Below are 23,564 nucleotides of genomic sequence, written 5' to 3' on the forward strand. Positions count from 1 at the left end.
AGCATTCCGGGCGTGACTCACTCCGCCCGCACGCTCCGCCGAGCCTTGGCCGGCGCGGCCGCCGTGTCCCTGATCGCCCTGTCCGCCTGCTCGGACGCCGACGAGACGGCCTCGCCGAGCGCGTCGCCGTCGGTGTCCGCATCGCCCTCGGCCAGCGGGAGCCCCAGCCCGAGCGTCAGCCCCAGCCCGTCGCAGTCGGTGAGCCCGTCGCCGGACCTCAGCCTGGTCACGGTGAGCGACGGCGAGACCCCCGAGGTCACGGTGCCAGCGCCGTGGGGCATCGCGTCGACGCAGTCGAAGGTCCTCAAGCCGGGCGGCGAGCAGATGCTCACCGAGTCCTCGGTGGTGACGATCAACTACGTCGGCGTCAACGGCACCACGGGCGAGATCTTCGACAGCTCCTATGAGCGCGGCGAGCCGGCCACCTTCCCGCTGCAGGGCGTCGTGCCGGGCTTCCAGAAGGGGCTCGAGGGCCAGGCCGTCGGGTCCCGGGTGCTCATCGGGATGCCCAGCGAGGACGGCTACCCTGACGGCACGCCCGACGGCAGCATCCAGGCGGGCGACAGCATCGTGTTCGTGGTCGACATCCTGTCGGCCAACTTCGACGACGCCACCGGCGAGACCGTCGCGCCCGCCGCGGGCCTGCCGACCGTGACGATGACCGACGGCAAGCCGGAGATCGCGGTGCCCACCGGCACCGCCGCCCCCACCACCTTGACGGTGCAGCCGCTCATCAAGGGCCCCGGCGCCCCCGTGACCGCGGAGTCGACCATCCAGGTCCGCTACCGGGCGTGGACGTACGACGGCACGCTGTGGCAGGACGCCTGGCAGCCGCAGGAGGGCCCCGTCGCCGACCTCATCGCGGGCTGGAGCGAGGGTCTCATCGGGCAGACCGCCGGATCGCGCGTCCTGCTCGTCGTTCCCCCGGACAAGGCGTACCCGGACGGCCTGCCGCAGGCCACCCCGTCGCTGGCCCCCGGTCAGACGCTCATCTACGTCATCGACCTGCTTAACGTGACGGGCTGAGCGCCCCCTCGGACCACACCGCGCCCCCGACGAAGCGCAGGTCGCCTGGCATGGCGGCCAGCGCTTCGTCCATGCTCCGGCACGGACCCAGCCCCAGCGACGACGCGAGCAGCGCCACCGCCTCCGCCGGTTCCAGGCCCAGATCGTCGGGCGTCACCGCGCCGTCGCGCTTGGCGAGGCGCTCGCCGCGGGGATTGACCACCAGGCCGATGTGGGCGTACCTCGAGGGGGAGCCGCCCAGCTGCCGGGTGAGCCACGCCTGGCGCGGCGCCGACTCCAGCAGGTCCACGCCGCGGGTGATGTGCGTCACCCCCATGTCGATGTCGTCGACGACCACGGCCAGGTTGTACGCGAACTGTCCGTCGTTGCGGACCAGCACGAAGTCGTCGACCGGGCCCGTCACCTCGCCGGCCGTGGCGTCGATGACCGTGAACTCCGCACCACCGGAGTCCACCCGGATCGCGGGCGGCCGCTCGTCCCTGCGCCGGGACCGCTCGGCGTCGGATAGCCCGCGGCAGGTGCCCGGGTACGGGCGATAGCCGCCGTGCGGAGCCGAGGACGCCTCCGCGATCTCCCGACGCGTGCAGAAGCACTCGTACGTGGGCAGGGACGCCACCGCAGCCCGGTACAGCTCCAGCCGCTCCGACTGCCGCACCACCTCGCCGTCCCACTCGAGCCCCAGCCGACGCACGGCGTCCAGCTGGCGGCGCTCCGTCCCGTCCGCCGCCCGGACCCGCGCCCTGTCCAGGTCCTCCACTCGCATCAGCCAGCGCCCGCCCTCGCGGCGCGCCAACAGCCAGCCCGCCATGGCGGTGCGCAGGTTGCCCAGGTGCAGGTCCGACGTCGGACTGGGCGCGTAGCGGTCGATATGCATGGCGCCCATGCTGCCACCGGGCGGGTCGCCGCCGCACGGCGGCAGGTGCGGATACCCTGACCGTCGGAGGTGTCATGTCGGCGAGGAAATCCGAACGGCTGCTGAACCTGCTCATCGCGCTGCTCAGCACCCGGCGCTACCTGACCAAGCACGAACTGCGGGAGATGATCGAGGGCTACCGCGGCGGGACGGTGGCGTCGTTCGAGCGCCAGTTCGAACGCGACAAGGAGGAGCTGCGCCAGCTCGGCGTGCCCATCGAGACCGGCGCCAACACCGCGGACACGGACGAGGAATACGGCTACCGCATCAACCGCGCCGACTTCGAGCTGCCTCCGCTGGCGTTCAGTGCCGAGGAGCTGGCCGCGCTCGGCGTCGCGGCCCAGGTGTGGCAGGACAGCGTCGCCGCGACACACACGGCGCAGGCGATCGAGGCGCTGCAGGCCGGGGGAGCGGCACCGGACCCGGCGCTACTGCCGACGGTGCACCCCCGCATCGCCGTGCGCGACGCGAACTTCGAAGCGGCCTACGAGGCGGTGACGACGCGACGCGAGCTGAGCTTCGGCTACGCCGGCCGCCCGCGTCGCGTCCAGCCGTGGAAACTCATCCAGCGCCGCGGGCAGTGGTACGTGTTCGGCCTGGACCCCGACCGCGGGGAGGATCGCTTCTTCAAGTTGTCGCGCTTCACCGCCGCGGCCGAGCCGACCGGACGGGCGGGCGCCGTCGTCGTGCCGGACGACGCCGACGAGCGGGCGGCCCGGCTCGAACCCGTCGTGGGTATCGAGGCCGTGGTGGCCCTGCGCGACGGCGTGCCGCACAGCTGGCCCGAGGCCGAGCCCGCCGACTGGGCCGGCCCGCTGCCCGCGGGATTCACGGCCCACCGGGTGCGGCAGGGCAACGAGGACCTCGTCATCGACGAGGTCGCGGCCGCGGGGGCCGACGCGATCCTGCTCGCCCCCGAGGACCTGCGCCGCCGACTGATCGCGAGGCTGCGGGGGATGGCCGGATGAGATCAGAAGCCCAGGTCGCGCGCCTGCTGCGCCTCGTGCCCTACCTGACCGCCCACCAGGGCGTCACGGTCACCGAGACCGCGTCGGTCTTCGGGACCACGCCGCGCCAGATCCTCAAGGACCTCGAGGTGCTGCAGTTCTGCGGCCTGCCCGGCGGCCTCTACGACGACCTGTTCGACGTCGACATCGAGGGCGCCCGCGAGGACGGTCACATCTTCTTCCGCAACGCCGACGTCCTGGCGCGGCCGCTGCGGCTCCGGCCGGCGGAGGCGGCGGGACTCCTCGCCGCGCTGCGCGTCGTGGTGGAAGTGGCCGGGGAATCCGCCGCGGCCCGCTCGGCGCTCGACAAGCTCGAGGCCGCCGTCGGACGCGAGGGGGACCGGCTGACCGTTGCCCTCGCCGCCGGGGACGCGGGCCACAGGGCCGTCCTGCGCGCGGCGGTCGCGGCCGGCACGGCGGTCGTGCTGCGCTACCGGACTCCCGGGCGTCCGGGGGTGTCGGAGGCGGTCGTCGAGCCCGCGCGGCTCCACGTCGTCGACGGTTACACCTACCTGGACGCGTGGAGCCGGGTGCGGGGCGCGTGGCGCTCGTTCCGGCTGGACCGCGTAGAGGCGGTGGAGGCCACCACCGAGCCGGCGGGCGAGCACGGCGATCCGCCCGCGGGCTGGTTCGAGGACACTCCCGTGCATCTCACGCTGCTGCTCGACCCGTCCGCCCGCTGGGTGAGCGAGTACTACCCGACCACCGCCGTCGCCGAGGGACCCGAGGGGCTGAGCGTGACGTTCCCCGTCGCCTCCACCGACTGGGCCACCTCGCTGCTGCTGCGCCTGGGCGGCCGGGTGCGGGCGGTCTCGGATCCCGCGATCGAGGCGGCCGCCCGCTCCCGGGCAGCGGCCGCACTGGCGCACTATCCCGAAGCCTCGCTGGGGTAGCATCGCCCTCGTGATCTGGGTAGTCGTTGCCATCCTCGCCGTCGCGCTCGCCGGAGCCGCCGCGCTGGCGGTGTACGCGGCGTCGCTCAGGCACAAGGTCGACGACGTCGCCGCCGAGCTGGCCGTCCTGGCCGGGCACGGCGCCCAGGCGCGCGCCCTGGTCGAGCGCCTGGAGCTCGACCGTCTCCGGCGCCACTAGACTGGTCCATGCCACCGCAGCGGCGCGGCCACTGCCGACGAAAGGTTCACGAGTCACATGCCTACGCTTCTCTTCACCCTCGGCGGGATGGAATGGGTCATCATCCTCATCGTCGCCCTCCTGCTGTTCGGCGGCTCCCGCCTCGCCGGCCTCGGCAAGGGCGTCGGCCGCTCGATCCGTGAGTTCAAGGAAGAGGTCAAGAGCGTCGACGAGCCCCGTCGCCAGGACGAGGTCGTCGACGCCGAGATCGTCCAGCCCGAGATCGACCGCAAGAACAACCCCGAGCGCTGAGCGTGTCCGCCGCCCCCACTGAACCGGTCGCCAAGCCCGGCCGTTTCTCGTGGTTGCGGCCCCCGCAGGGCGGGCCCGACGGGACGATGTCGCTGACGGATCACCTGCGGGAGCTGCGCTACCGCGTGACCATCGCCTCGTTCGCGATCGCGCTCGCCTCGATCGCCTGCATCTTCTTCTACCGCGAGCTCATCGAGGTCATCATGGCGCCGTACTACGCGGCCGTCGAAGAGCTCAAGCAGTCCCGGCCGGACGCCCAGACCCTCATCGTCAACGACGGCGTCGTTTCCCCGTTCACGCTCGCCGTGATCGCCTGCGTGTCGGGCGGCATCGTGCTGTCGAGCCCCGTGTGGCTGTACCAGGTGTGGGCCTTCATCGCGCCCGGCCTCCTGTCGAAGGAGAAGCGCTACGCCCTGGCGTTCATCGGTGCCGCCGTGCCCCTGTTCCTCGCCGGCGCCACCCTGGGCTACCTCGTGTGGCCCAAGGGCATCAGCGTCCTGCTGAGCTTCACGCCCGAAGACATGGACATCGTCAACCTGCTCGAGATGAGCAGCTTCCTCGGCATGGAGCTGAAGGTCATCCTGGTGTTCGGGATCTCCTTCCTGCTGCCGGTGGTGCTCGTCGCGCTCAACATGGCGGGCGTCGTCCGCGGCTACCAGCTCAAGCGGGCCCGCAAGTTCGTCCTCTTCGGCAGCGTCGTGTTCGCCGCCATCGCGACCCCGTCGACTGACCCCTTCTCCATGCTCGCGCTGGCCGTGCCGCTGTCGGTGATGTTCTTCATCGCCGAGTTGATCTGCCGGTCGTGGGACCGCAAGCGCGGCATCACCGAGGAGACCGCCGCCGAGTTCGCCGTCGACCTGGACGACGGCAAGTGAGCTACGAGCTGGCCAAGCGGCGGCTGGTCACCGTCGTCTGCAACGAAGCCTCGGGTGGCGGTCGCGCGGGGCGGGTGCTGCCGAAGGTCGCCCGCCGTCTGCACGAGGGCCTCCACGACGCGGAGCTGCATGTGGTGACGTCGCGCTCCTACGAGGACGCCCGCGACCTCACGCGCGCCGCCGCGCTGACGGCGCGCGACGGCGACATCGTCGCGGTCATGGGCGGCGACGGCATGGCCCACCTGGGGCTCAACGCCTGCGCCGACACCGAGGCCACGCTGGCCATCATCCCCGCCGGGACCGGCAACGACTTCGCCCGCGGCGCCGGCGTGCCGGGGTCGGTGATGGAGGCCGTCGAGGCGCTCGTCGGCCGCCGCACCCGGGTCATGGACCTGGCCCACCTCGCCAACGCCGCCGGCGGGAGGTACGTCGGCGCCGTCGTCTCCAGCGGCTACGACGCGCGCGTCAACCGCGCCACCAACGACATCCGGCTGCGGCTCGGGCCGCTCAGCTACGGCTACATCGCGCTGCGAGAGCTGGCGCACTTCGAGCCGCTGCACTACCGGCTCACCCTCGACGGCGAGACGCGCGAGCTGGACGCCATGCTCGTGGCGGTGTGCAACACCGGCGTCTTCGGCGGCGGCATGCGCATCGCGCCGGACGCGGACGCCGCGGACGGTCTCCTCGACGTCACCATCATCCACAAGGCCTCCCGCGCCACGCTGCTGAGGCTCCTGCCGCAGGTGTACACCGGCGGCTTCGTCCGCTCGCCCCTGGTGGAGCGCGTCCGGGCGCGCACCGTCCGGATCGACGGCGACGACCTGTTCCTCATGGGCGACGGCGAGGAGATGGGCGAGGTCCCCGGGCGCGTCGAGTGCCGCCCCGGCGTGCTGCGCCTCATCGTCGCCTGACCCAAGTCCGCCGGCGCCTCCGGCACGGCTGCTAGGTTGGATCGGTGAGCACAGAGGCCCTTTCCGACGACGTGCGCGAGTTCGCCGAGCTCTACCCGTTCGGGCTCGACGACTACCAGCTTGAGGCCTGCCACGAGCTCGCCGAGGGCCGTGGCGTGCTCGTCGCCGCGCCGACGGGATCCGGCAAGACGGTCGTGGGGGAGTTCGCCGTCCACCTCGCGACGGGGCGCTCACGCAAGTGCTTCTACACCACGCCCATCAAGGCGCTCTCGAACCAGAAGTACCACGACCTCGTCGACCGCTACGGACCGGACCGCGTCGGCCTGCTCACGGGGGACACCTCCGTCAACGCCGAGGCCCAGATCGTCGTGATGACCACCGAGGTCCTGCGCAACATGATCTACGCGGCCTCGCCGACGCTCGGCAACCTGGGCTACGTCGTCATGGACGAGGTGCACTACCTGGCCGACCGCTTCCGCGGCGCGGTCTGGGAGGAGGTCATCCTGGGCCTGGCCGAGTCGGTGCAGATCGTCGCGCTGTCGGCCACCGTCAGCAACGTCGAGGACTTCGGCGAGTGGCTGCGCACGGTCCGCGGGGAGTTCTCCGTGGTCGTGTCCGAGCGCCGCCCCGTGCCACTGTTCCAGCACGTACTCGTCGGCCGCCGGCTGGTGGATCTCTTCGAGGGCGTCGCGCCCACCGCGCAGGAGGTACCGGCCGAGCGGATGGCGAAGGTCAACCGCGAGCTGCTCCAGGTCAGCAAGGCGGAGGCGTCGCGGGTGCGCGACGACTCGCGCCGCCCCCGCGGCCGCAGCGGCCGCGGCAAGGACCGGCCGGGGCAGGGATCGGGACAGTTCGGCGGCGCCACCCACTCCCGCTTCGCGGGCCGGCCCACCAGCCGCGGCGAGGTCGCCGTCGTGCTGGACCGCGCCGAGCTCCTGCCGGCGATCTACTTCATCTTCTCGCGAGTCGGCTGCGACGCCGCCGTCGGCCAGGTCTACAACGCGGGCATCACCCTGACCTCCCGCGCCGAGGCCGCGCAGCTGGGGCGGATCGCGGACAAGCACGTCGCGGGACTGAGCGTCGCGGATCTGGAGGCCCTGCGGTTCGAGGACTTCCGCGACGCCCTCATGGCCGGTGTCGCGGCACATCACGCCGGCCAGCTGCCCGCGTTCAAGGCCATCGTCGAGGAGAGCTTCGCCACGGGCGCGCTGAAGATCGTCTTCGCCACCGAGACGCTGGCGCTGGGCATCAACATGCCGGCCCGGACCGTGGTGCTGGAGAAGCTGGTCAAGTACAACGGCGAGAGCCACGTCGACATCACCCCGGGCGAGTACACGCAGCTGACGGGCCGCGCCGGGCGCCGCGGCATCGACATCGAGGGCCACGCCGTCGTCCTGTGGCAGTCGGGGATGGACCCGCGCGCGGTCGCTGGCCTCGCGTCGCGGCGCACGTATCCGCTGCGCTCGAGCTTCGCGCCCACGTACAACATGGCGGTCAACCTCATGGCCACCTTGGGCCGCGAACGGGCCCGGGACCTGCTCAACCAGTCCTTCGCCCAGTTCCAGACCGACAAGTCCGTCGTGACGGCGGCCCGCACCGGGCGACGGTTCAAGGCGGACCTGCGCGCCGCCGTCGAGGCCGCACAGTGCCACCTGGGCGACTTCATGGAGTACGCGCAGCTGCGCGAGCGCATCGCGCAACTGGAGGCCACGTCGTCGAGGGCCCGCAAGGCCCAGCACGCCGAGGCCGTGTCCGACAGCCTCGGTGCACTGACTCCCGGCGACGTCATCCACCTGCCGCGGCAGGAGTGGGTGGTGGTGCTGCGCACCGGGCGGAAGAACCACCGCGACGCCGAGCCGTGGGCCCAGGTCATCGCCGGCGATCACACGGTGCTCAAGCTCCAGCCGCATGACCTGCGCGGGCCGGTGGAGCCGGTCGGCCGGGTCCGGATCCCCAAGGACTTCTCGCTGCGCGAGCGCCGCGACCGCCGGGCGCTGCTGGCGGCGATGTCGGCCAAGCTCGAGGAACTCGATCCGGCGGTGCCGGACCTGACGATCCCGACCGACGACGACGTCGCCCGCGAGATCGCCGACCTCCGAGCCGACCTGGCCGCGCACCCCTGCCACGAGTGCCCGGACCGCGAGCTGCACGCGATCGAGGCTGCCCGGGCCCTGCGGCTGGACCGGGAGGCGAAGCGGGTGGAGGTCGACGCCGTCGCCCGCGCGAACTCGCTGGCCGTCCAGTTCGACCGCATCACCGCGGTCCTCGAGGAACTCGGCTACCTCGACGGCGATGTCCTCACCGACGCGGGCCGCATGCTGCGCCGCATCTACAACGAACTGGACCTCGTCGCGGCCGAGTGCGTGCGCCGGGACGTCTTCGCCGACCTCACCCCGCCGCAGCTGGCGGCGGTGCTGTCGACGCTGCTGTACGAGTCGCGGCCGACCCGCGACGCCGTGGCTCCCCGCATGCCCGACGCGGCCTCCGAGCGGGCCCAGTCCGAACTCCGGTCCGTCTGGCGCGAGGTCGGCCTCCTCGAGCGGAAGCACCGCATCGACCGCGGACGCGAGCCCGACATCGGCTTCGCGGAGGCCGCCTGGCGGTGGGCGAGCGGGCAGGATCTGGCCAAGGTGCTGCTGCACACCGGGCTGTCGGCCGGCGACTTCGTCCGCTGGGTGCGCCAGGTGATCGACCTCGCCGGGCAGCTCGCGGCCGCCGCCGGGCCGGGCGACCTGCGCCGGACCTGCCTCATCGCGGCCGATGAGATGCGCCGCGGCGTGGTGGCGGCGGATCTGACCGAGGACTAGGTTGGCGCGCATGGCCGTAGCACTGCGCGTGATCCCCTGCCTGGACGTCCACGACGGCCGGGTCGTCAAGGGCGTCAACTTCCGGTCGCTGCGCGACGCGGGTGACCCCGTCGAGCTGGCCGCGAAGTACTCGGCGGAGGGCGCCGACGAGTTGACGTTCCTCGACATCTCCGCGTCGTCGGACGGTCGGGCCACGACCCGCGACATGGTCGCCCGCTGTGCGGAGACCGTGTTCATCCCGCTGACCGTGGGGGGCGGCGTGCGGGAGGTGGCCGACGTCGACCGCCTGCTGCGCAGCGGCGCGGACAAGGTCGGCATCAACACGGGCGCCCTCGCGCGCCCGGCGGTCATCGACGAGATCTCACGGACGTTCGGCGACCAGGTCCTCGTTCTGTCCGTCGATGCCCGCCGTGAGGAGGGCATGCCGTCGGGTTTCGGCGTCACGACCCACGGGGGCCGCCGCTCCGCCGGGGTCGACGCCATCGAATGGGCCCGCGAGGCGTGCGCGCGCGGGGTGGGCGAGATCCTGCTCAACTCGATGGACGCCGACGGCACCACCGACGGATTCGACCTGGAGATGATCCGAGCAGTGCGGGAGGTGGTCGACGTGCCCCTCATCGCGTCCGGCGGAGCGGGGCGCATCGAGCACTTCGTGGCCGCCGCGCGGGCCGGAGCCGACGCGGTGCTCGCCGCCAGCGTCTTCCACTACCGCACGCTCAGTATCGACGAGGTAAAGACCGGTCTGCGGGAGGCCGGGTTCGAAGTCCGCTAGGAGGAACCATGGACTGTCTCTTCTGTGCCATCGTCGCCGGGGACATCCCGGCGCGTCGCATCTACGAGGACGAGGTGGCGATCGCATTCCTCGACATCCAGCCGTGGCAGGAGGGACACACGCTGGTGGTCCCGCGCCGGCACACCGTCGACGCCTTGGCCGACGACAAGGCCCTCGCCGAGATTGCTCCGGCGGTGGCACGGGTGGGCCGCCTCCTCAAGGAGCGACTGGGGGCGCAGGCGTGCAACATCTTGTCCAACGCGGGCCCCGTGTCGGGCCAGGAGGTCCTTCACACCCACGTCCACGTGCTGCCCCGCTACGCCGACAACCCGGGCATCACGGGCATGCGCGGCCCGGTCGACAGCGATCTCGATGCGGTCGAGGAGCGGCTGCGGCGGGCACCCTAACCCATACCCCCGCAGGGCTTAATACCACCCCCCGGTAATGGGTATACCGAGGAGGTCTAGATTGGTCTGCATCGGGACGTGGACGCGTCCGCAACAGATACAGAAAGGGACCTCAATGAAGGCCACCAAGATCGTCGGCATCGTGTCGATCGTCGCCGGGATCGTCATGATCATCGCCGGCGCCCTCGTGTGGGGCACCGTCTCCTCGCAGCTCAAGGCTGAGAACATCACCGTTCCGGCCGACTCCACCTTCATGGGTGGGGCCTACGCCGGCAAGCAGGTCGCCGGGCCGCTCAGCGCCTACGCGCAGGCGGACATCATCAACACCCACGCCCTCGCCGGTGCCGACGGCAAGACCTACGCCGAACTCGGCGCCCTGGCCCGCGAGGCCAAGGAGGCGGGCGACGAGGCCGCGGCCGAGGAGTACACCGCGCAGCGGACCACGGCCATGAACGGCTCCTTCCTGCGCGCGTCGCTGTTCACCTCGGTCGTGTCCTACGGCGTCGCCGCCCTGGTCATCGGCCTGGGCTTCCTGTTCGGCCTCATCGGCTGGGCGCTGACCACCATCAAGACGGTCGGGACCACCCCTGTGGCGGACCGCGTCTGAGCACCACCTCTGAAGGCGGCGGGTCGGGTTTCCCGGCCCGCCGTCTTACATGTCGGGACCAGGTGCGGCGGTGCTTGACACGACGGGGCGGAGCCACGAAGGTTGTCGCATGCCCATCACCCGGCTCGTAGTCATTCCATAAGCGCTTCGGCCCGCAGACGAACCGAAGCGCTCCCTCGTGTGCCCATTCCGGGCAACGGGGGTTTTTTCATGGCACACGACAGCCGGCGAACGATTGAAGGGAGAGGCGATGGCACAGACAGACGGTCAGGTCATGACGGGGGCGCAGGCGCTCGTCGAGTCGCTCGAGCGGATGGGTGTCGACGTAGCGTTCGGTATCCCCGGCGGTGCGATTCTCCCGGCGTACGACCCGCTGTTCGACTCGACGATCCGCCACATCCTGGTGCGTCACGAGCAGGGCGCCGGCCACGCGGCCGAGGGTTACGCCATGAGCTCGGGACGCGTGGGTGTGTGCATCGCGACGTCCGGGCCGGGCGCCACCAACCTCGTGACCCCCATCGCTAACGCGTACATGGACTCGACGCCGCTCGTCGCGATCACCGGCCAGGTCAACAGCCACGCCATCGGGACCGACGCCTTCCAGGAGGCCGACATCCGGGGCATCACCATGCCGATCACGAAGCACAGCTTCCTCATCAAGCGCGTCGAGGACATCCCGCTGGCCATCCAGGAGGCGTTCCACATCGCCGCCACCGGCCGCCCGGGCCCGGTCCTCGTCGACATCGCCAAGGACGCCCTGGTCAAGACGGCGCCCTTCGTGTGGCCCGAGGAGCTGGACCTTCCGGGCTACAAGCCGACGGTCAAGCCCCACTCGCGGCAGATCCGGGCCGCGGCCAAGCTGATCTCGGAGTCCAAGCGGCCGGTCCTGTACGTCGGCGGCGGCGTCGCGCTGGCGCGGGCCTCGGCCGAGCTGGCCGAGTTCGTCGAGAAGACGCGGATCCCCGTCGTGACCACGCTCATGGCCCGCGGGCAGTTCCCCGACAGCCACGAGCTGCACATGGGCATGCCCGGCATGCACGGCACGGTCGCGGCGGTGGGCGCGCTGCAGAAGGCGGACCTGATCGTCGCACTCGGCACCCGGTTCGACGACCGGGTCACGGGGAAGCTGGACAGCTTCGCGCCGCACGCGAAGATCATCCACGCCGACGTCGACCCGGCGGAGATCGGCAAGAACAAGCCGGTGGACATCCCCATCGTCGGCGACGTGCGCGAGACCCTCATCCAGCTCAACCAGGCGGTCGAGGCGCATCCGGCGCCGGAGGCCGACGCCTGGCGCCGCCAGCTGGGCATCATGAAGTCCCGCTACCAGCCGCGCTGGGACGAGGCCCCCGACGGCCGCCTGTCCCCGCAGGAGGTCATCCAGCGCATCGGGCAGCTCAGCCCCAGCGACTCCATCTACGTGTCCGGCGTCGGGCAGCATCAGATGTGGTGCGCGCACTTCCTCCCGCACGAGAAGCCGAACACGTGGATCAACTCCGGCGGGGCCGGGACCATGGGCTTCTGCGTGCCGGCGGCGATGGGTGCCAAGGTGGCCAACCCTGACACCACCGTGTGGGGCATCGACGGCGACGGCTGCTTCCAGATGACCAACCAGGAGCTGGTTACCTGCGCGCTGAACAACATCCCGATCAAGATCGCGATCATCAACAACAACGCGCTGGGCATGGTGCGGCAGTGGCAGTCCCTGTTCTACGAGGGCCGCTACTCCAACACCGACCTGATGACCGAGTCGCTGCCGAACTTCCCGAAGCTCGCCGAAGCCATGGGCTGCGTGGGGCTCCGCGCCACGAACGAGGTGGAGATGGAGGCGGCGATCCAGCAGGCGCTGGAGATCAACGACCGGCCCGTCGTCGTCGAGTTCGTCGTGCACAAGGACGCCATGGTGTGGCCGATGGTGCCGGCCGGCGTCAGCAACGATGAGATCCGCGTGGCCCGCGACATGGCCCCCGATTGGGAAGAGGAAGTGCTGTGAAGACCCACACCCTGAGCATCCTGGTCTCGAACCGCCCAGGTGTCCTGACGCGCATCGCGGCGCTGTTCTCGCGCCGCGGGTTCAACATCCAGTCGCTGGCCGTCGGACCGACGGAGCGCGAGGAGGTGTCGCGCATGACGGTCGTGGCGCAGGTCGAGGACGACGCCGCACTCGAGCAGATCGTCAAGCAGCTGAACAAGCTCATCGAGATCCGCAAGGTCCTCGAGCTCGGTGAGTCGGCGGTCCGCCGCGAGATGATGCTGGTGAAGGTGCGCGCCGACGTGAACACCAGAAGCCAGGTCATCGACGTCGTGAGCCTGTTCCGCGGCAAGGCCGTGGACGTGTCGGCGGAGTCCATCACCGTCGAGGCGACCGGCAGCGACGAGAAGCTCGCGGCCCTGCTGGAGATGCTCGCGCCGCACGGGATCATCGAGCTCGTGCAGTCCGGCCAGGTCGCCCTGGGCCGCGGCTCCAAGAGCATGTCCGAGAACAAAGCGAAGTAGAAACCCAACAAGGAGAACCCATGGCAGAAATGTTCTACGACTCCGACGCCGACCTGTCGATCATCCAGGGTCGCCACGTCGCCGTCATCGGCTACGGCTCGCAGGGCCACGCGCACGCGCTGTCGCTGCGCGACTCCGGGGTGGACGTGCGCGTCGGCCTGCGCCCCGGCTCGCCGTCCGCGGCGAAGGCCGAGGCCGAGGGACTGCGGGTGCTGCCGGTGGCCGAGGCCGTCGAGGAGGCCGACCTCATCATGATCCTGGCGCCGGACCAGGTGCAGCGGACCCTCTACAAGGAGGAGATCGAGCCGCACCTCACCAAGGGCGACGCCCTGTTCTTCGCGCACGGCTTCAACATCCGCTTCGGCTACATCACCCCGCCTGAGGGCGTTGACGTGTGCATGGTGGCCCCGAAGGGCCCCGGTCACCTGGTGCGTCGCGAGTACGCCAACGGTCGCGGTGTCCCGGCGATCATCGCGGTGGAGAAGGACGAGACGGGCAACGCCTGGCCGCTGGCGCTGAGCTACGCGAAGGCCATCGGCGCGCTGCGCGCGGGCGGCATCAAGACCACCTTCACCGAGGAGACCGAGACCGACCTGTTCGGCGAGCAGGCCGTCCTCTGCGGCGGCGCGTCCGCGCTGGTGCAGGCGGGCTTCGAGACCCTGGTCGAGGCCGGCTACCAGCCCGAGGTCGCGTACTTCGAGTGCCTGCACGAGCTGAAGCTCATCGTCGACCTCATGTACGAGGGCGGCATCGCCAAGCAGCGCTGGAGCGTGTCCGACACCGCCGAGTACGGCGACTACGTCTCCGGGCCGCGGGTCATCGACGCGCGCGTCAAGGAGAACATGAAGGCCGTCCTCACCGACATCCAGAACGGCACCTTCGCGAAGCGCTTCATCGACGACCAGGACGCCGGCGCGCCGGAGTTCAAGGAGCTGCGCGCCAAGGGCGAGGCGCACCCGATCGAGGAGACCGGCCGCGAGCTGCGCAAGCTCATGAGCTGGGTCAAGACCGACGACTCCGACTACGTGGAGGGCTCGGCCGCCCGCTGACCCGTCCAGCCGAGGGCCCGCGACCACACCAGGTCGCGGGCCCTTTGTCATGCCAGAAGCACCAAAACAATGCGAAACCACATTTACATGTAGATGATTACTTGACATCGCTTTGGTTTGCGCCCAAGATGGGGTCCGTGGACCAGGGGGTCCATCCGCTGTACGCATAGGGGCGTGGGGCGGCGACCATGGGAGAAGACAATGACGGCTCTTCCCGACGCACGCGTCAACAAGAACCTGGAGGGATCCGGCGTGCGCGCCCGGATCCAGAAATTCGGCGGCTACCTGGCCGGCATGATCATGCCCAACATCGGGGCCTTCATCGCCTGGGGCCTCATCACCGCCCTATTCATCGAGACCGGCTGGCTGCCGAACGCGACCCTCGCCGGCCTCGTCGGCCCGATGCTGTACTTCCTGCTGCCCATCCTCATCGGCCACACCGGCGGCCGGATGGTCCACGGCCACCGCGGCGCCGTCGTCGGGGCCATCGCGACGGCGGGGGTGATCATCGGCGGCATCACCGAGTTCGCGACCCTCAGCGGCACGCCGATGTTCCTCGGCGCCATGATCATGGGCCCGGCCGCCGCCTACCTGCTCAAGCTGTTCGACCGCGCCGTCGAGGGCAAGGTGCGGGCCGGCTTCGAGATGGTCGTCGACAACTTCTCGCTCGGCATCATCGGCATGATCCTCGCCATCGTCGGCACGCTGGGCGTCGGCCCGGTCGTGGCCGCGATCGTGGCGGTGCTGTCGGCCGGCGTCAACGCGCTGGTCGCGGCGGGCCTGCTGCCCCTGGCGTCGATCTTCGTCGAGCCCGGCAAGGTCCTGTTCCTCAACAACGCGATCAACCACGGCATCTTCACGCCGCTCGCGGCCATCGACGTCGAGACCGCCGGCAAGTCGATCCTCTACATGGTCGAGTCCAACCCCGGCGCCGGCCTCGGCCTGCTGACCGCCTTCATGCTGTTCGGCCCGAAGTCGCTGCGCGCCTCCACCTCCGGCGCGATCGTCATCCACTTCCTCGGCGGCATCCACGAGATCTACTTCCCCTACATCCTCATGCGCCCCGTGATGATCCTCGCGACCATCGCCGGCTCGATGTCGGGCCTGTTCGTCGCCACCACGCTCGGCGCCGGGCTGGCCGGTCCGCCGTCGCCCGGATCGATCCTCGCGTACCTCGCGGTGACGCCTCCCGGCGGCCACCTGCCCATGCTCGCCACCGTCCTGACGGCCGCCGTCGTGTCCTTCCTCGTGGCCTCCGTGCTGCTGAAGTTCGGCCGCGGCGCCGAAGATGACGTCGTCGAGGAGCAGGTGCACGCGATCGAGTCCATGGAGTCCGGTTCGGCCGTCCTCGGCTCCGACGTGACCAAGCTCGTCATCGCCTGCGACGCCGGCATGGGCTCCTCGGTCATGGTGGCCGGGCAGATGCGCAAGCGGCTGGCGCCCTTCGGCGTCGAGGTCGTCCACACCCCCGTCGACCAGATCCCCGTCGACGCTCAGGTCGTCCTCACCCATGAGGGCCTCGCGAAGCGCGCCGAGGCTAAGGCCCGCGGTGCCCTCGTCGTCCCATTCTCGTCCTACCTCGGCGACCCGGCCTTCGACCGCGTCGAACTCGCCATCCGCGAGGGTCGACTCCTGACCGCCGCCGGCATCGGGGAGGCCGCACCGTCGGCGGTTGCCCAGCCCGCAGCCGGCGCCACCGCCACCGCGACGCTGACCAGGCCGAAGAAGAAGCTGGCCCCCGGCATCCTCCCGGCCTCCAACGTCCGGATGGGGCTGGCGAGCGTCGCCAAGGAGGACGCGATCCGCCAGGCCGGCGACGTGCTCGTGGCCAGCGGTGCTGCCGACCCCGCCTACATCGACGGCATGCTCCTGCGCGAGCACCAGACCTCGACGTTCCTCGGTCAGGGCGTCGCGATCCCGCACGGCACCAACGAGTCGCGGACCCACATCCGCTCCGCGGCGCTCGGCTTCCTGCAGTTCCCGGACGGGGTCGACTGGGACGGTCACACCGTCAACGTCGTCATTCCCATCGCGTCCAACAGCGACGAGCACGTGTCGATCCTGGCGGCCCTGGCGAGCGTCCTGGCCGACAAGGAGCGCTCGCAGCGCCTGCGCACCGCCCGTACCCCCGACGAGGTCATCAGCCTCCTGACCCCCACTGAGGAGTGAGCATGCTCGCACTGAGATTCCACGCCCCCGGAGACGTCCGGCTCGAGGACGTCCCGGAGCCCGAATGCGGCCCGGCGGAGGTGAAGATCCGGGTCCGCAACTGCTCGACCTGCGGCACCGACGTCAAGATCCGCGCCAACGGCCACGTCAACATCTCCCGCGTGACCACGATGGGCCACGAGATCGCCGGTGAGGTCGTCGAGGTGGGCGCCGAGGCGCTCGGCGGCTTCGGGATCGGAGACCGCGTCCAGGTGATCGCGGCCGTGCCGTGCGGTGACTGCCACGAGTGCCGCAAGGGCTGGATGGCCGTCTGCCAGAACCAGACCTCCGTCGGCTACCAGTACGACGGCGGCTTCGCCGAGTACATGATCGTGCCGGAGCAGGTCCTCAAGGTCGACGGGCTGAACCTGATCCCCGACGGCGTCGGATACGACGAGGCCTCCGCCGTCGAGCCGTTCGCCTGCGCCATCAACGCGCAGGAGCAGCTGGGCATCGAGGAGGGCGACACCGTCGTCATCTTCGGGGCCGGGCCCATCGGATGCATGCACGTGCGCATCGCCCGCGGCGTGCACAAGGTCGGCCGGGTCATCATGGTCGACATCAACGCCGACCGGCTCGCGATGTCGGCCGACGCCGTCGCGCCGGACGTCACGATCGACGCGTCGAGCGTCGATCCCGTGGCGGAGGTGCTGCGGCTCACCGACGGGCGCGGCGCCGACGTCGTCATCACGGCCACGCCGGCCAACGTGAACCAGGAGCAGGCCATCGCGATGGCGGCCCGCAACGGGCGGATCTCGTTCTTCGGCGGGCTGCCGAAGACGAACCCGACCATCACGTGCGACAGCAACCTTGTCCACTACCGGCAGCTGCACATCCACGGCGCCAACGGTTCCGCCCCGGCCCACCACCGGGCGGCGCTCGACCACATCGCGTCCGGCCGCATCCCGGTGCGTGACCTCATCACGCGCCGCGTGCCGCTGGCCGAGGCGCTCACCGCCTTCGACATCGTCGCGAAGGGCGAGGCGATCAAGGTCACCGTCGAGCCCTGACGACGGCGCCCGGGACGAACGCACCCCGGCTCCCCGTCCCCGATTCGCCAGGTGCGGTCGGGGGCAGGGAGCCGGGGTGTCGTTGTGTGTTGGAACCTCAGGCGAGGCGGGCCGCGATGCGGTCGCCGATCTCCGTGGTGCGGAACCGCTCCGCGCCGCGGTCGGCGATGTCCGCGCTGACGGCCTCGTCGATGCGGGCGGCCAGCTCCGGGCGACCGAGATGATCGAGCAGCAGCGCCATCGACGAGATGGCGGCCGTCGGGTCGGCGATGCCCTGGCCGGCGATGTCCGGCGCCGAGCCGTGGACCGGCTCGAACATCGACGGGAACTCGCCGGAGGGGTTGATGTTGGCCGACGCGGCCAGGCCGATGCCGCCGGTGACCGCCGCGGCCAGGTCCGTGACGATGTCGCCGAACAGGTTGTCGGTGACGATGACGTCGAACTGCGCCGGGTCGACCACCATGGCGATCATCGCGGCGTCGATGTGGAGGTAACGGCGCTCGACGTCGGGGAACTCCTCGCCGACCTCGGTGAAGATCCGGTTCCACAGGCTGCCGGCGTTGACGAGCACGTTGTGCTTGTGCAGCAGCGTCAGCTGGCCGCGGCGGGACTGGGCCCGGCGGTAGGCGTCGCGGACGACGCGCTCGACGCCGTAGGCGGTGTTGACCGACACCTCCGTCGCGAGCTCGTGCGGGGTGCCGACGCGCACGGCGCCGCCGTTGCCGCAGTACAGGCCCTCGGTGCCCTCGCGGACGACGACGAAGTCGACCGACTTGCCGTCCACGATCCGCGGAGCCAGGGGAGTGGGCACGCCGGGGTACAGCTTCGACGGGCGCAGGTTGATCGCGTGGTCGAACGCGAACCGCAGCTTGAGCAGCAGGCCGCGCTCCAGCAGCCCGCTCGGGATCGCCTTCGATCCCGGGGCCGCGCCGACCGCGCCCAGCACGATGGCGTCGACGGTCTTGAGTTCCTCGAGGACCGAGTCGGGCAGGACCTCGCCGGTGCGCTGCCAGCGCTCGGCGCCGAGGTCGTAGTGGACGAAGTCGAAGGCGTCCGGGCCCGCGACAGCGGTCAGCGCCTTCAGCGCCTCCGCCGTCACCTCGGGGCCGATGCCGTCGCCGCCGATGACGGCGAGGGTACGGGTCTCAGTCATGCCTGCAGACCCTACGGCCTGCCCCCGTCGGCGGACAGGGGCGCACGGTGCCCGTCCACTGGCTGAGACGTCGGCACAGCGGGGCTCGGCGGGTATCCTTCGCTCTGACCCGCGACCCCCTGGGAGAGATCAATGCCGACCCTGCCGACCCGCCCGGCCGAGTTCCACATCTTCGACACATCCCTGCGCGACGGCGCGCAGCAGGAGGGCATTCACCTGTCGGTGGCGGACAAGCTGCGGATCGCCGGCTACCTCGACGAGCTGGGCGTCACGTTCATCGAGGGCGGGTGGCCGGGCGCCAACCCCAACGACACCGAGTTCTTCGTCCGGGCGAAGGAACTGAACCTGCAGCGCTCCAAGCTCGTCGCGTTCGGCGCCACGCGCAAGGCCGGCGCCAGGGCCGCGGAGGATGCGCTGACGCAGGCGCTGGTGGACGCCGACACCGAAGTCATCTGCATCGTCGCGAAGTCGCACGACGAGCACGTGTACCGGGCCCTGCGCACCACGCTCGAGGAGAACCTCGAGATGATCACCGACACAGTGCAGTACCTGCGCTCGCAGGGGCGGCGGGTGTTCGTCGACTGCGAGCACTTCTTCGACGGCTACCGCGCCAACCCCGAATACGCCATCAAGGTCGTGCAGACGGCGCACGACGCGGGCGCCGAGGTCGTCGTGCTGTGCGACACCAACGGCGGCATGCTGCCCAGCTGGATGGCCGAGATCGTCGCCGCGGCCGCGGCCACCGGCGCGAACCTGGGCGTGCACTGCCACAACGACACCGCCTGCGCGGTCGCGAACACGCTGGCCGCCGTCGAGGCGGGCGTCATGCACATCCAGGGCACCTTCAACGGGTACGGCGAACGCACCGGCAACGCGGACCTGTCGGCGCTCATCCCCAACCTGCAGCTCAAGTACGGCTGGGACATCCTGCCGGCAGACCAGCTGGCGGACCTCACCCGCGTGGCGCACGCGATCGCGCTCGTGGCGCACCAGCCGCTACTGGGACGCCAGCCCTACGTCGGGCACTCCAGCTTCGCGCACAAGGCGGGGCTGCACGCCTCCGCGATCAAGGTCGACGAGAACCTGTACCAGCACGTCGACCCGGCGCTGGTCGGCAACGACATGCGCATGCTCATCTCCGACATGGCAGGCCGCGCGAACATCCAGATCAAGGGCGAGCAGCTCGGCTTCGACCTGGCCGACCGGGGGACCGCCGCCAAGATCACCGAGCGGGTCAAGGCCAAGGAATCCGAGGGCTACTCCTACGAGTCGGCCGATGCGTCGTTCGAGATGCTGCTGCGCGACGAGCTGGGCGTCCTCGAGCTCCCCTTCCAGGTGCAGTCCTGGCGCGTGTTCACGGAGGAGCGCGACGGCGTCAACATCTCCGAGGCGACCGTGAAGCTGACCGCCAAGGGGGACCGGCACATGGTCGTCGGGGAGGGCAACGGCCCCGTCAACGCCCTCGACGGCGCGCTGCGCCAGGCCCTCGCCACGCCCTTCCCGGAGGTCGCGGACTTCGAACTCACCGACTACCGCGTCCGGATCCTCGACGAGGGACACGGCACCGACGCGTCGGTGCGCACGCTCATCGACACGTCGTACAAGGGCTACACGTGGACGACGGTGGGTGTCGGCACCAACGTCATCGAGGCGTCGTGGGAGGCGCTCATGGACTCGCTGGCCTACGGCATCCTCACGCACGTCGACGCCGGGTAGCCCTCCACTACGCTGGGCGCCATGCGCATCGCACGTTTCGTCAAGGATGGTCAGGACCCGGCCTACGGGATCATCGAGCTCGCCGTCGACGGGGGTGAGCGCCCGGACACGGTGGCGGTCCTGACGGCCGACCCGCTGGCCGGCGTGCCGGTCAACTACACCGGCGAGCGGCACCATCTCGACGAGGTGCGGTTCCTGGCACCGGTGATCCCGCGGAGCAAGGTGGTCGCGGTGGGGAAGAACTACGCCGACCACGCCAAGGAGATGGGCGGCGAGGTGCCGGAGTCGCCGCTGCTGTTCTTCAAGCCGAACACGTCGGTCATCGGGCCGGAGGACACGATCCTGCGCCCCGAGGGCTGCACCAACCTGCACTTCGAGGGTGAGCTGGCCATCGTCATCGGCCGCATCTGCAAGCAGGTGCCGGTGGAGCGCGTGCCCGAGGTGATCTTCGGCTACACGATCGCCAACGACGTCACCGCCCGCGACTGGCAGGCGACCGACGGCCAGTGGGCCCGCGCCAAGGGCTCCGACACGTTCCTGCCGCTGGGGCCGTGGATGAACACGCATCTGACCATCGAGGAGGCCGAGCACCTCGGCCTCGAGACGCGCCTGAACGACGAGGTGCGCCAGCAGGGGTCGACCTCGCAGATGGTGCGCGGCATCCCCGAGCTGGTCAGCTACATCTCGTCGTTCACGACCCTGTTGCCGGGTGACCTCATCCTGACGGGCACGCCCGCAGGCGTCGGGCCGATGGAGCCGGGGGACCGGGTCACCGTCGAGATCGACGGGCTGGGAGCGCTCAGCAACCCAGTCGCCGACGCGTGAGCCTGGCGCCGCTGCTCCCCGGGGGTGAGCCGGTCGACCCGCCGTCGGGGGTGGGGTATCCGCTGGTGCTGCGCCGGCCGGGTGCGGGGATGGTCGCGGGCTTCGGGGCGCTGCTGGCGTTCAGCGCCTTTGCTGTGCTGGTGCCGGTGATCTCGGCGCTCGTGCTGCGGGTCGGCTTCCTGGTGCGCGGGGGCGGCGACTTCGCGGCGTACCAGCGGGCGGCGTCGGCGTACGAGCTGCCGGAGGGCCCCGCCGCCGGGCACTTGGCGCTGGCCGCGCTGATCCCGGTGGTGCTGCTGCTGGTGCGCTACCTGCACGGCGTGCGACCGCGGTGGGTGGCGTCGGTGCAGCCAGGGGTGCGGTGGCGCTACCTGCTGGCGACTTTCGCTGTCGCGGCGGTGCTGCTGAACGCGGTGCTGTGGGCGTCGTTCGCGGTGCGCGGGGTGCCCGAGTTCCACGCGGGGCAGACGGGGTGGCCGGCGTTCCTGGCGATGGTGCTGGTGACGTCGCCGCTGCAGGTAGCCGCGGAGGAGGTCTTCTTTCGCGGCTATCTGCTCCAGACCATCGGCTCAGCGAGCGGGCGGGCGTGGGTGGGCGTCGTCGGGTCCGCGGTGGTGTTCGCGCTGCTGCACGGCCTGCAGAACCCGGCGCTGTTCACGCACCGGCTGGTGTTCGGGCTGATCGCCGGGGCGCTGGTGGTGGTGACCGGGGGGCTGGAGGCCGGTGTCGCGGCGCATGTGGTCAACAACCTGGCCGCGTACGGGTACGCGATGTTCACGACGTCGCTGGCCGAGCTGCGGGGGGTGACGTCCATCGCGTGGGACGAGGCGGCGTGGAACATCGCGGGGTTCGCGCTGTTCGGTGTCGCGGCGTGGTGGATCGGCCGCCGGATGCGGGTCGCGACGCTCACCCCGTGACTCGCTCCCGGTGGGCGGCGGGCGGCGGGCGGCGGGCGTGGTGTGTGGTGCGGCGGGTGTGGGCCGGTGGGGTTTGAGCAGATGGCACCACTCGTCGCGGGAGTCACGCAGGGGCCGAGCGTGCGACGCCGCACGAGTGGTGCCATCTGCTCAAGATTGCCTGGCGAGGGACGCTGTGGGATGGGTCGACGATGACCCACGGGTCAGCGTCAACTGTTAGGTCGGCCGCCCGCGCTGCGCCAGCAGCGCACGCGTGGTGTCCACGAGGGAGGGAAGGGTCTTCTCGGTGAAGTGCGCGACCAGCCAGCCGGCCCGCATGAGGTCGATATCCCGCGCCCGATCGCGATGGAAGGACTCTCGTGACCCGTGGAATTCGTAGCCGTCGATCTCCAAGGCGACCATCTCCTTCCTGAACCCCGCGTCCACGTAGTGCCTACGCCCACACGCGGTGACGGGCAGGTTGGAGATCCAGCCGGTGATCCCGGCCTCGCGGAGTGCCGCATGCGCCCTCAGTTCGAGCGCCGACCATGGCGAGTCCCGGGACTGGTCCAGCAGGTCGCGCCGGAGCCTGTTGAAACGACGCCGAGGGGTCAGGGCGAGAGCGCGGCGCATCTGCTTGAGCGTGCAGGCCCGCCGTCGGAGCGCCTCCTGGATCACGTCGCCCCCGAATTCGGGGATCAGGTCCAGCACGGTCAGCTCGGGCACCGTGCACAGCACGCCCTCACGGCGCGTCAGCAGTTCCGGAGGGATGAGACGCTGCTCCACCGCCAGGCCGTAACCCGGGGTGAGCTTTCGGGGGCAGGCGATGTGGAGCTCGTCGTCGTCTCCGACCTCGGGCCAGAACGTCAGGGCGGCCGCGCTGCGTCTGACGAGCGTGAGGTCGTCGCCGTACGCCCGGACGGCTTGGAGGCGTGTGTGGATCGACGACGCGGCACCCGGCAGGCCGTAGACCCCAGGCAGAACCCGTTCGAGCTGACCGCGGCAGGCGTAGGCGTTGAGAGCCCGCGCCTTGCGGGGCGTGAGCTTGGCCGTGACGACGCCGTCGCGCACCGCAGCTGCGATCTCGGGGTCCATGCGCCCAGTCTCGGGACGCGCGCCGTCGCGGACAAGGGGCGACTCCCCGCCTGTGGATAACCAGCGGTCTCGGGGGCGGGAGTGGGGTGGGGTGGGGTCTGAGGGTTTGAGCAGATGGCACCACTCGTCGCGACGCTGCCGCTCAGCCTGAGCGTCTGAACGGCAGCGACTGGTGCCATCTGCTCAAACCCCACAGGGCCGCAGGGGGGCCCACGAGAGGGTAGGGTCGGCGGCAGCGGACCAGCCTCGACGGCGGGCGCCCGCTCCGTGACCGAGGCCGGTCCTGTTGCCTCATGTCAAGATGCCCGCTTGGTTTGAGTCGTTGACTCATCTGGGTTTGCCCGCTTCGGATCGCTGATCTTCCGGCGGGAGAGGTAGACGTGGTTGGTCTTGGCGCGGCGTTGGACG

Annotated in this window: 23 protein-coding genes; 19 read left to right on the forward strand and 4 right to left on the reverse strand. The window is 70.7% G+C overall.

Annotated elements, in window-relative coordinates:
* Positions 1-17: 17 nt before the first annotated feature.
* Positions 18-230, reverse strand: coding sequence for a hypothetical protein (locus tag ACFQPD_RS07705; protein WP_385899869.1), 213 nt, complete (start codon positions 228-230; stop codon positions 18-20).
* Between the two features lies 1 nt (position 231).
* Here ACFQPD_RS07705 and ACFQPD_RS07710 point away from each other — a divergent pair, with 1 nt between their 5' ends.
* The gene (locus ACFQPD_RS07710) at positions 232-1,026 is read left to right on the forward strand and encodes an FKBP-type peptidyl-prolyl cis-trans isomerase (protein WP_385899871.1); all 795 of its coding nucleotides are present in this window, start codon (positions 232-234) and stop codon (positions 1,024-1,026) included.
* Here the strand turns inward: ACFQPD_RS07710 and gluQRS are convergent.
* Positions 1,010-1,900 carry a tRNA glutamyl-Q(34) synthetase GluQRS gene (gene gluQRS / locus ACFQPD_RS07715; RefSeq protein ID WP_385899872.1) on the reverse strand — a complete coding sequence of 297 codons (891 nt, stop codon included), beginning with the start codon at positions 1,898-1,900 and terminating at the stop codon, positions 1,010-1,012. The genes ACFQPD_RS07710 and gluQRS overlap by 17 nt on opposite strands.
* Positions 1,901-1,974: 74 nt before the next feature.
* Here gluQRS and ACFQPD_RS07720 point away from each other — a divergent pair, with 74 nt between their 5' ends.
* The 15 genes from ACFQPD_RS07720 to ACFQPD_RS07790 all read left to right on the forward strand — a co-directional run bounded on the left by ACFQPD_RS07720 (position 1,975) and on the right by ACFQPD_RS07790 (position 17,471).
* The gene (locus tag ACFQPD_RS07720; RefSeq protein ID WP_385899874.1) at positions 1,975-2,907 is read left to right on the forward strand and encodes a helix-turn-helix transcriptional regulator; all 933 of its coding nucleotides are present in this window, start codon (positions 1,975-1,977) and stop codon (positions 2,905-2,907) included.
* Positions 2,904-3,839, forward strand: a complete 936-nt coding sequence (locus ACFQPD_RS07725; RefSeq protein ID WP_385899876.1) for a WYL domain-containing protein — start codon at positions 2,904-2,906, stop codon at positions 3,837-3,839. The genes ACFQPD_RS07720 and ACFQPD_RS07725 overlap by 4 nt, the downstream gene beginning before the upstream one ends.
* A gap of 10 nt (positions 3,840-3,849) precedes the next feature.
* On the forward strand, positions 3,850-4,038 hold the full coding sequence (locus ACFQPD_RS07730) for a hypothetical protein (RefSeq protein WP_061614138.1): 189 nt from the start codon (positions 3,850-3,852) through the stop codon (positions 4,036-4,038).
* 57 nt (positions 4,039-4,095) lie between these two features.
* On the forward strand, positions 4,096-4,329 hold the full coding sequence (locus ACFQPD_RS07735) for a twin-arginine translocase TatA/TatE family subunit (protein WP_068750269.1): 234 nt from the start codon (positions 4,096-4,098) through the stop codon (positions 4,327-4,329).
* Positions 4,330-4,415: 86 nt separating this feature from the next.
* Positions 4,416-5,204, forward strand: a complete 789-nt coding sequence (gene tatC / locus ACFQPD_RS07740; protein ID WP_385899878.1) for a twin-arginine translocase subunit TatC — start codon at positions 4,416-4,418, stop codon at positions 5,202-5,204.
* The gene (locus ACFQPD_RS07745; protein WP_385899879.1) at positions 5,201-6,115 is read left to right on the forward strand and encodes a diacylglycerol/lipid kinase family protein; all 915 of its coding nucleotides are present in this window, start codon (positions 5,201-5,203) and stop codon (positions 6,113-6,115) included. Before tatC ends, ACFQPD_RS07745 begins: the two co-directional genes overlap by 4 nt.
* A gap of 44 nt (positions 6,116-6,159) precedes the next feature.
* Positions 6,160-8,922, forward strand: coding sequence for a DEAD/DEAH box helicase (locus tag ACFQPD_RS07750; protein ID WP_385899880.1), 2,763 nt, complete (start codon positions 6,160-6,162; stop codon positions 8,920-8,922).
* Positions 8,923-8,932: 10 nt separating this feature from the next.
* On the forward strand, positions 8,933-9,694 hold the full coding sequence (hisF, locus tag ACFQPD_RS07755; RefSeq protein ID WP_068750265.1) for an imidazole glycerol phosphate synthase subunit HisF: 762 nt from the start codon (positions 8,933-8,935) through the stop codon (positions 9,692-9,694).
* Positions 9,695-9,702: 8 nt separating this feature from the next.
* Positions 9,703-10,101, forward strand: coding sequence for an HIT family protein (locus ACFQPD_RS07760; RefSeq protein WP_385899882.1), 399 nt, complete (start codon positions 9,703-9,705; stop codon positions 10,099-10,101).
* A 115-nt stretch (positions 10,102-10,216) separates the two neighbouring features.
* Positions 10,217-10,708: a hypothetical protein gene (locus ACFQPD_RS07765; RefSeq protein WP_068750260.1), complete on the forward strand. Its 492-nt coding sequence runs from the start codon at positions 10,217-10,219 to the stop codon at positions 10,706-10,708.
* Positions 10,709-10,958: 250 nt separating this feature from the next.
* Positions 10,959-12,701: an acetolactate synthase large subunit gene (locus ACFQPD_RS07770; RefSeq protein ID WP_385899884.1), complete on the forward strand. Its 1,743-nt coding sequence runs from the start codon at positions 10,959-10,961 to the stop codon at positions 12,699-12,701.
* A complete protein-coding gene (ilvN, locus tag ACFQPD_RS07775) occupies positions 12,698-13,204 on the forward strand; it encodes an acetolactate synthase small subunit (protein ID WP_068750256.1) in 507 nt (168 codons plus the stop codon). Before ACFQPD_RS07770 ends, ilvN begins: the two co-directional genes overlap by 4 nt.
* Positions 13,205-13,224: 20 nt before the next feature.
* On the forward strand, positions 13,225-14,253 hold the full coding sequence (ilvC, locus tag ACFQPD_RS07780) for a ketol-acid reductoisomerase (RefSeq protein WP_385899886.1): 1,029 nt from the start codon (positions 13,225-13,227) through the stop codon (positions 14,251-14,253).
* A 201-nt stretch (positions 14,254-14,454) separates the two neighbouring features.
* A complete protein-coding gene (locus ACFQPD_RS07785; protein ID WP_385899887.1) occupies positions 14,455-16,422 on the forward strand; it encodes a PTS mannitol transporter subunit IICBA in 1,968 nt (655 codons plus the stop codon).
* Positions 16,423-16,424: 2 nt separating this feature from the next.
* Positions 16,425-17,471, forward strand: a complete 1,047-nt coding sequence (locus ACFQPD_RS07790; protein WP_385899888.1) for a zinc-dependent dehydrogenase — start codon at positions 16,425-16,427, stop codon at positions 17,469-17,471.
* 97 nt (positions 17,472-17,568) lie between these two features.
* Here the strand turns inward: ACFQPD_RS07790 and ACFQPD_RS07795 are convergent, their stop codons facing one another.
* Complete coding sequence (locus ACFQPD_RS07795; protein ID WP_068750248.1) at positions 17,569-18,624, reverse strand: 3-isopropylmalate dehydrogenase; 1,056 nt, start codon at positions 18,622-18,624, stop codon at positions 17,569-17,571.
* Between the two features lie 132 nt (positions 18,625-18,756).
* Between ACFQPD_RS07795 and cimA the strand changes: the two genes are divergently transcribed.
* The 3 genes from cimA to ACFQPD_RS07810 are packed head-to-tail and all read left to right on the forward strand — an operon-like array spanning position 18,757 to position 22,082.
* Positions 18,757-20,340, forward strand: coding sequence for a citramalate synthase (cimA, locus tag ACFQPD_RS07800; protein WP_385899889.1), 1,584 nt, complete (start codon positions 18,757-18,759; stop codon positions 20,338-20,340).
* Positions 20,341-20,361: 21 nt separating this feature from the next.
* Complete coding sequence (locus tag ACFQPD_RS07805) at positions 20,362-21,165, forward strand: fumarylacetoacetate hydrolase family protein (RefSeq protein ID WP_385899890.1); 804 nt, start codon at positions 20,362-20,364, stop codon at positions 21,163-21,165.
* Positions 21,162-22,082, forward strand: a complete 921-nt coding sequence (locus ACFQPD_RS07810; RefSeq protein ID WP_385899891.1) for a CPBP family intramembrane glutamic endopeptidase — start codon at positions 21,162-21,164, stop codon at positions 22,080-22,082. Before ACFQPD_RS07805 ends, ACFQPD_RS07810 begins: the two co-directional genes overlap by 4 nt.
* A 216-nt stretch (positions 22,083-22,298) precedes the next feature.
* Here ACFQPD_RS07810 and ACFQPD_RS07815 read toward each other — a convergent pair whose 3' ends face one another.
* Positions 22,299-23,156, reverse strand: coding sequence for a hypothetical protein (locus ACFQPD_RS07815; RefSeq protein WP_068750240.1), 858 nt, complete (start codon positions 23,154-23,156; stop codon positions 22,299-22,301).
* Positions 23,157-23,564 lie beyond the last annotated feature (408 nt).

It is taken from the genome of Tessaracoccus sp. O5.2 (assembly GCF_964266725.1).
Taxonomy (GTDB): domain Bacteria; phylum Actinomycetota; class Actinomycetes; order Propionibacteriales; family Propionibacteriaceae; genus Arachnia; species Arachnia lapidicapta.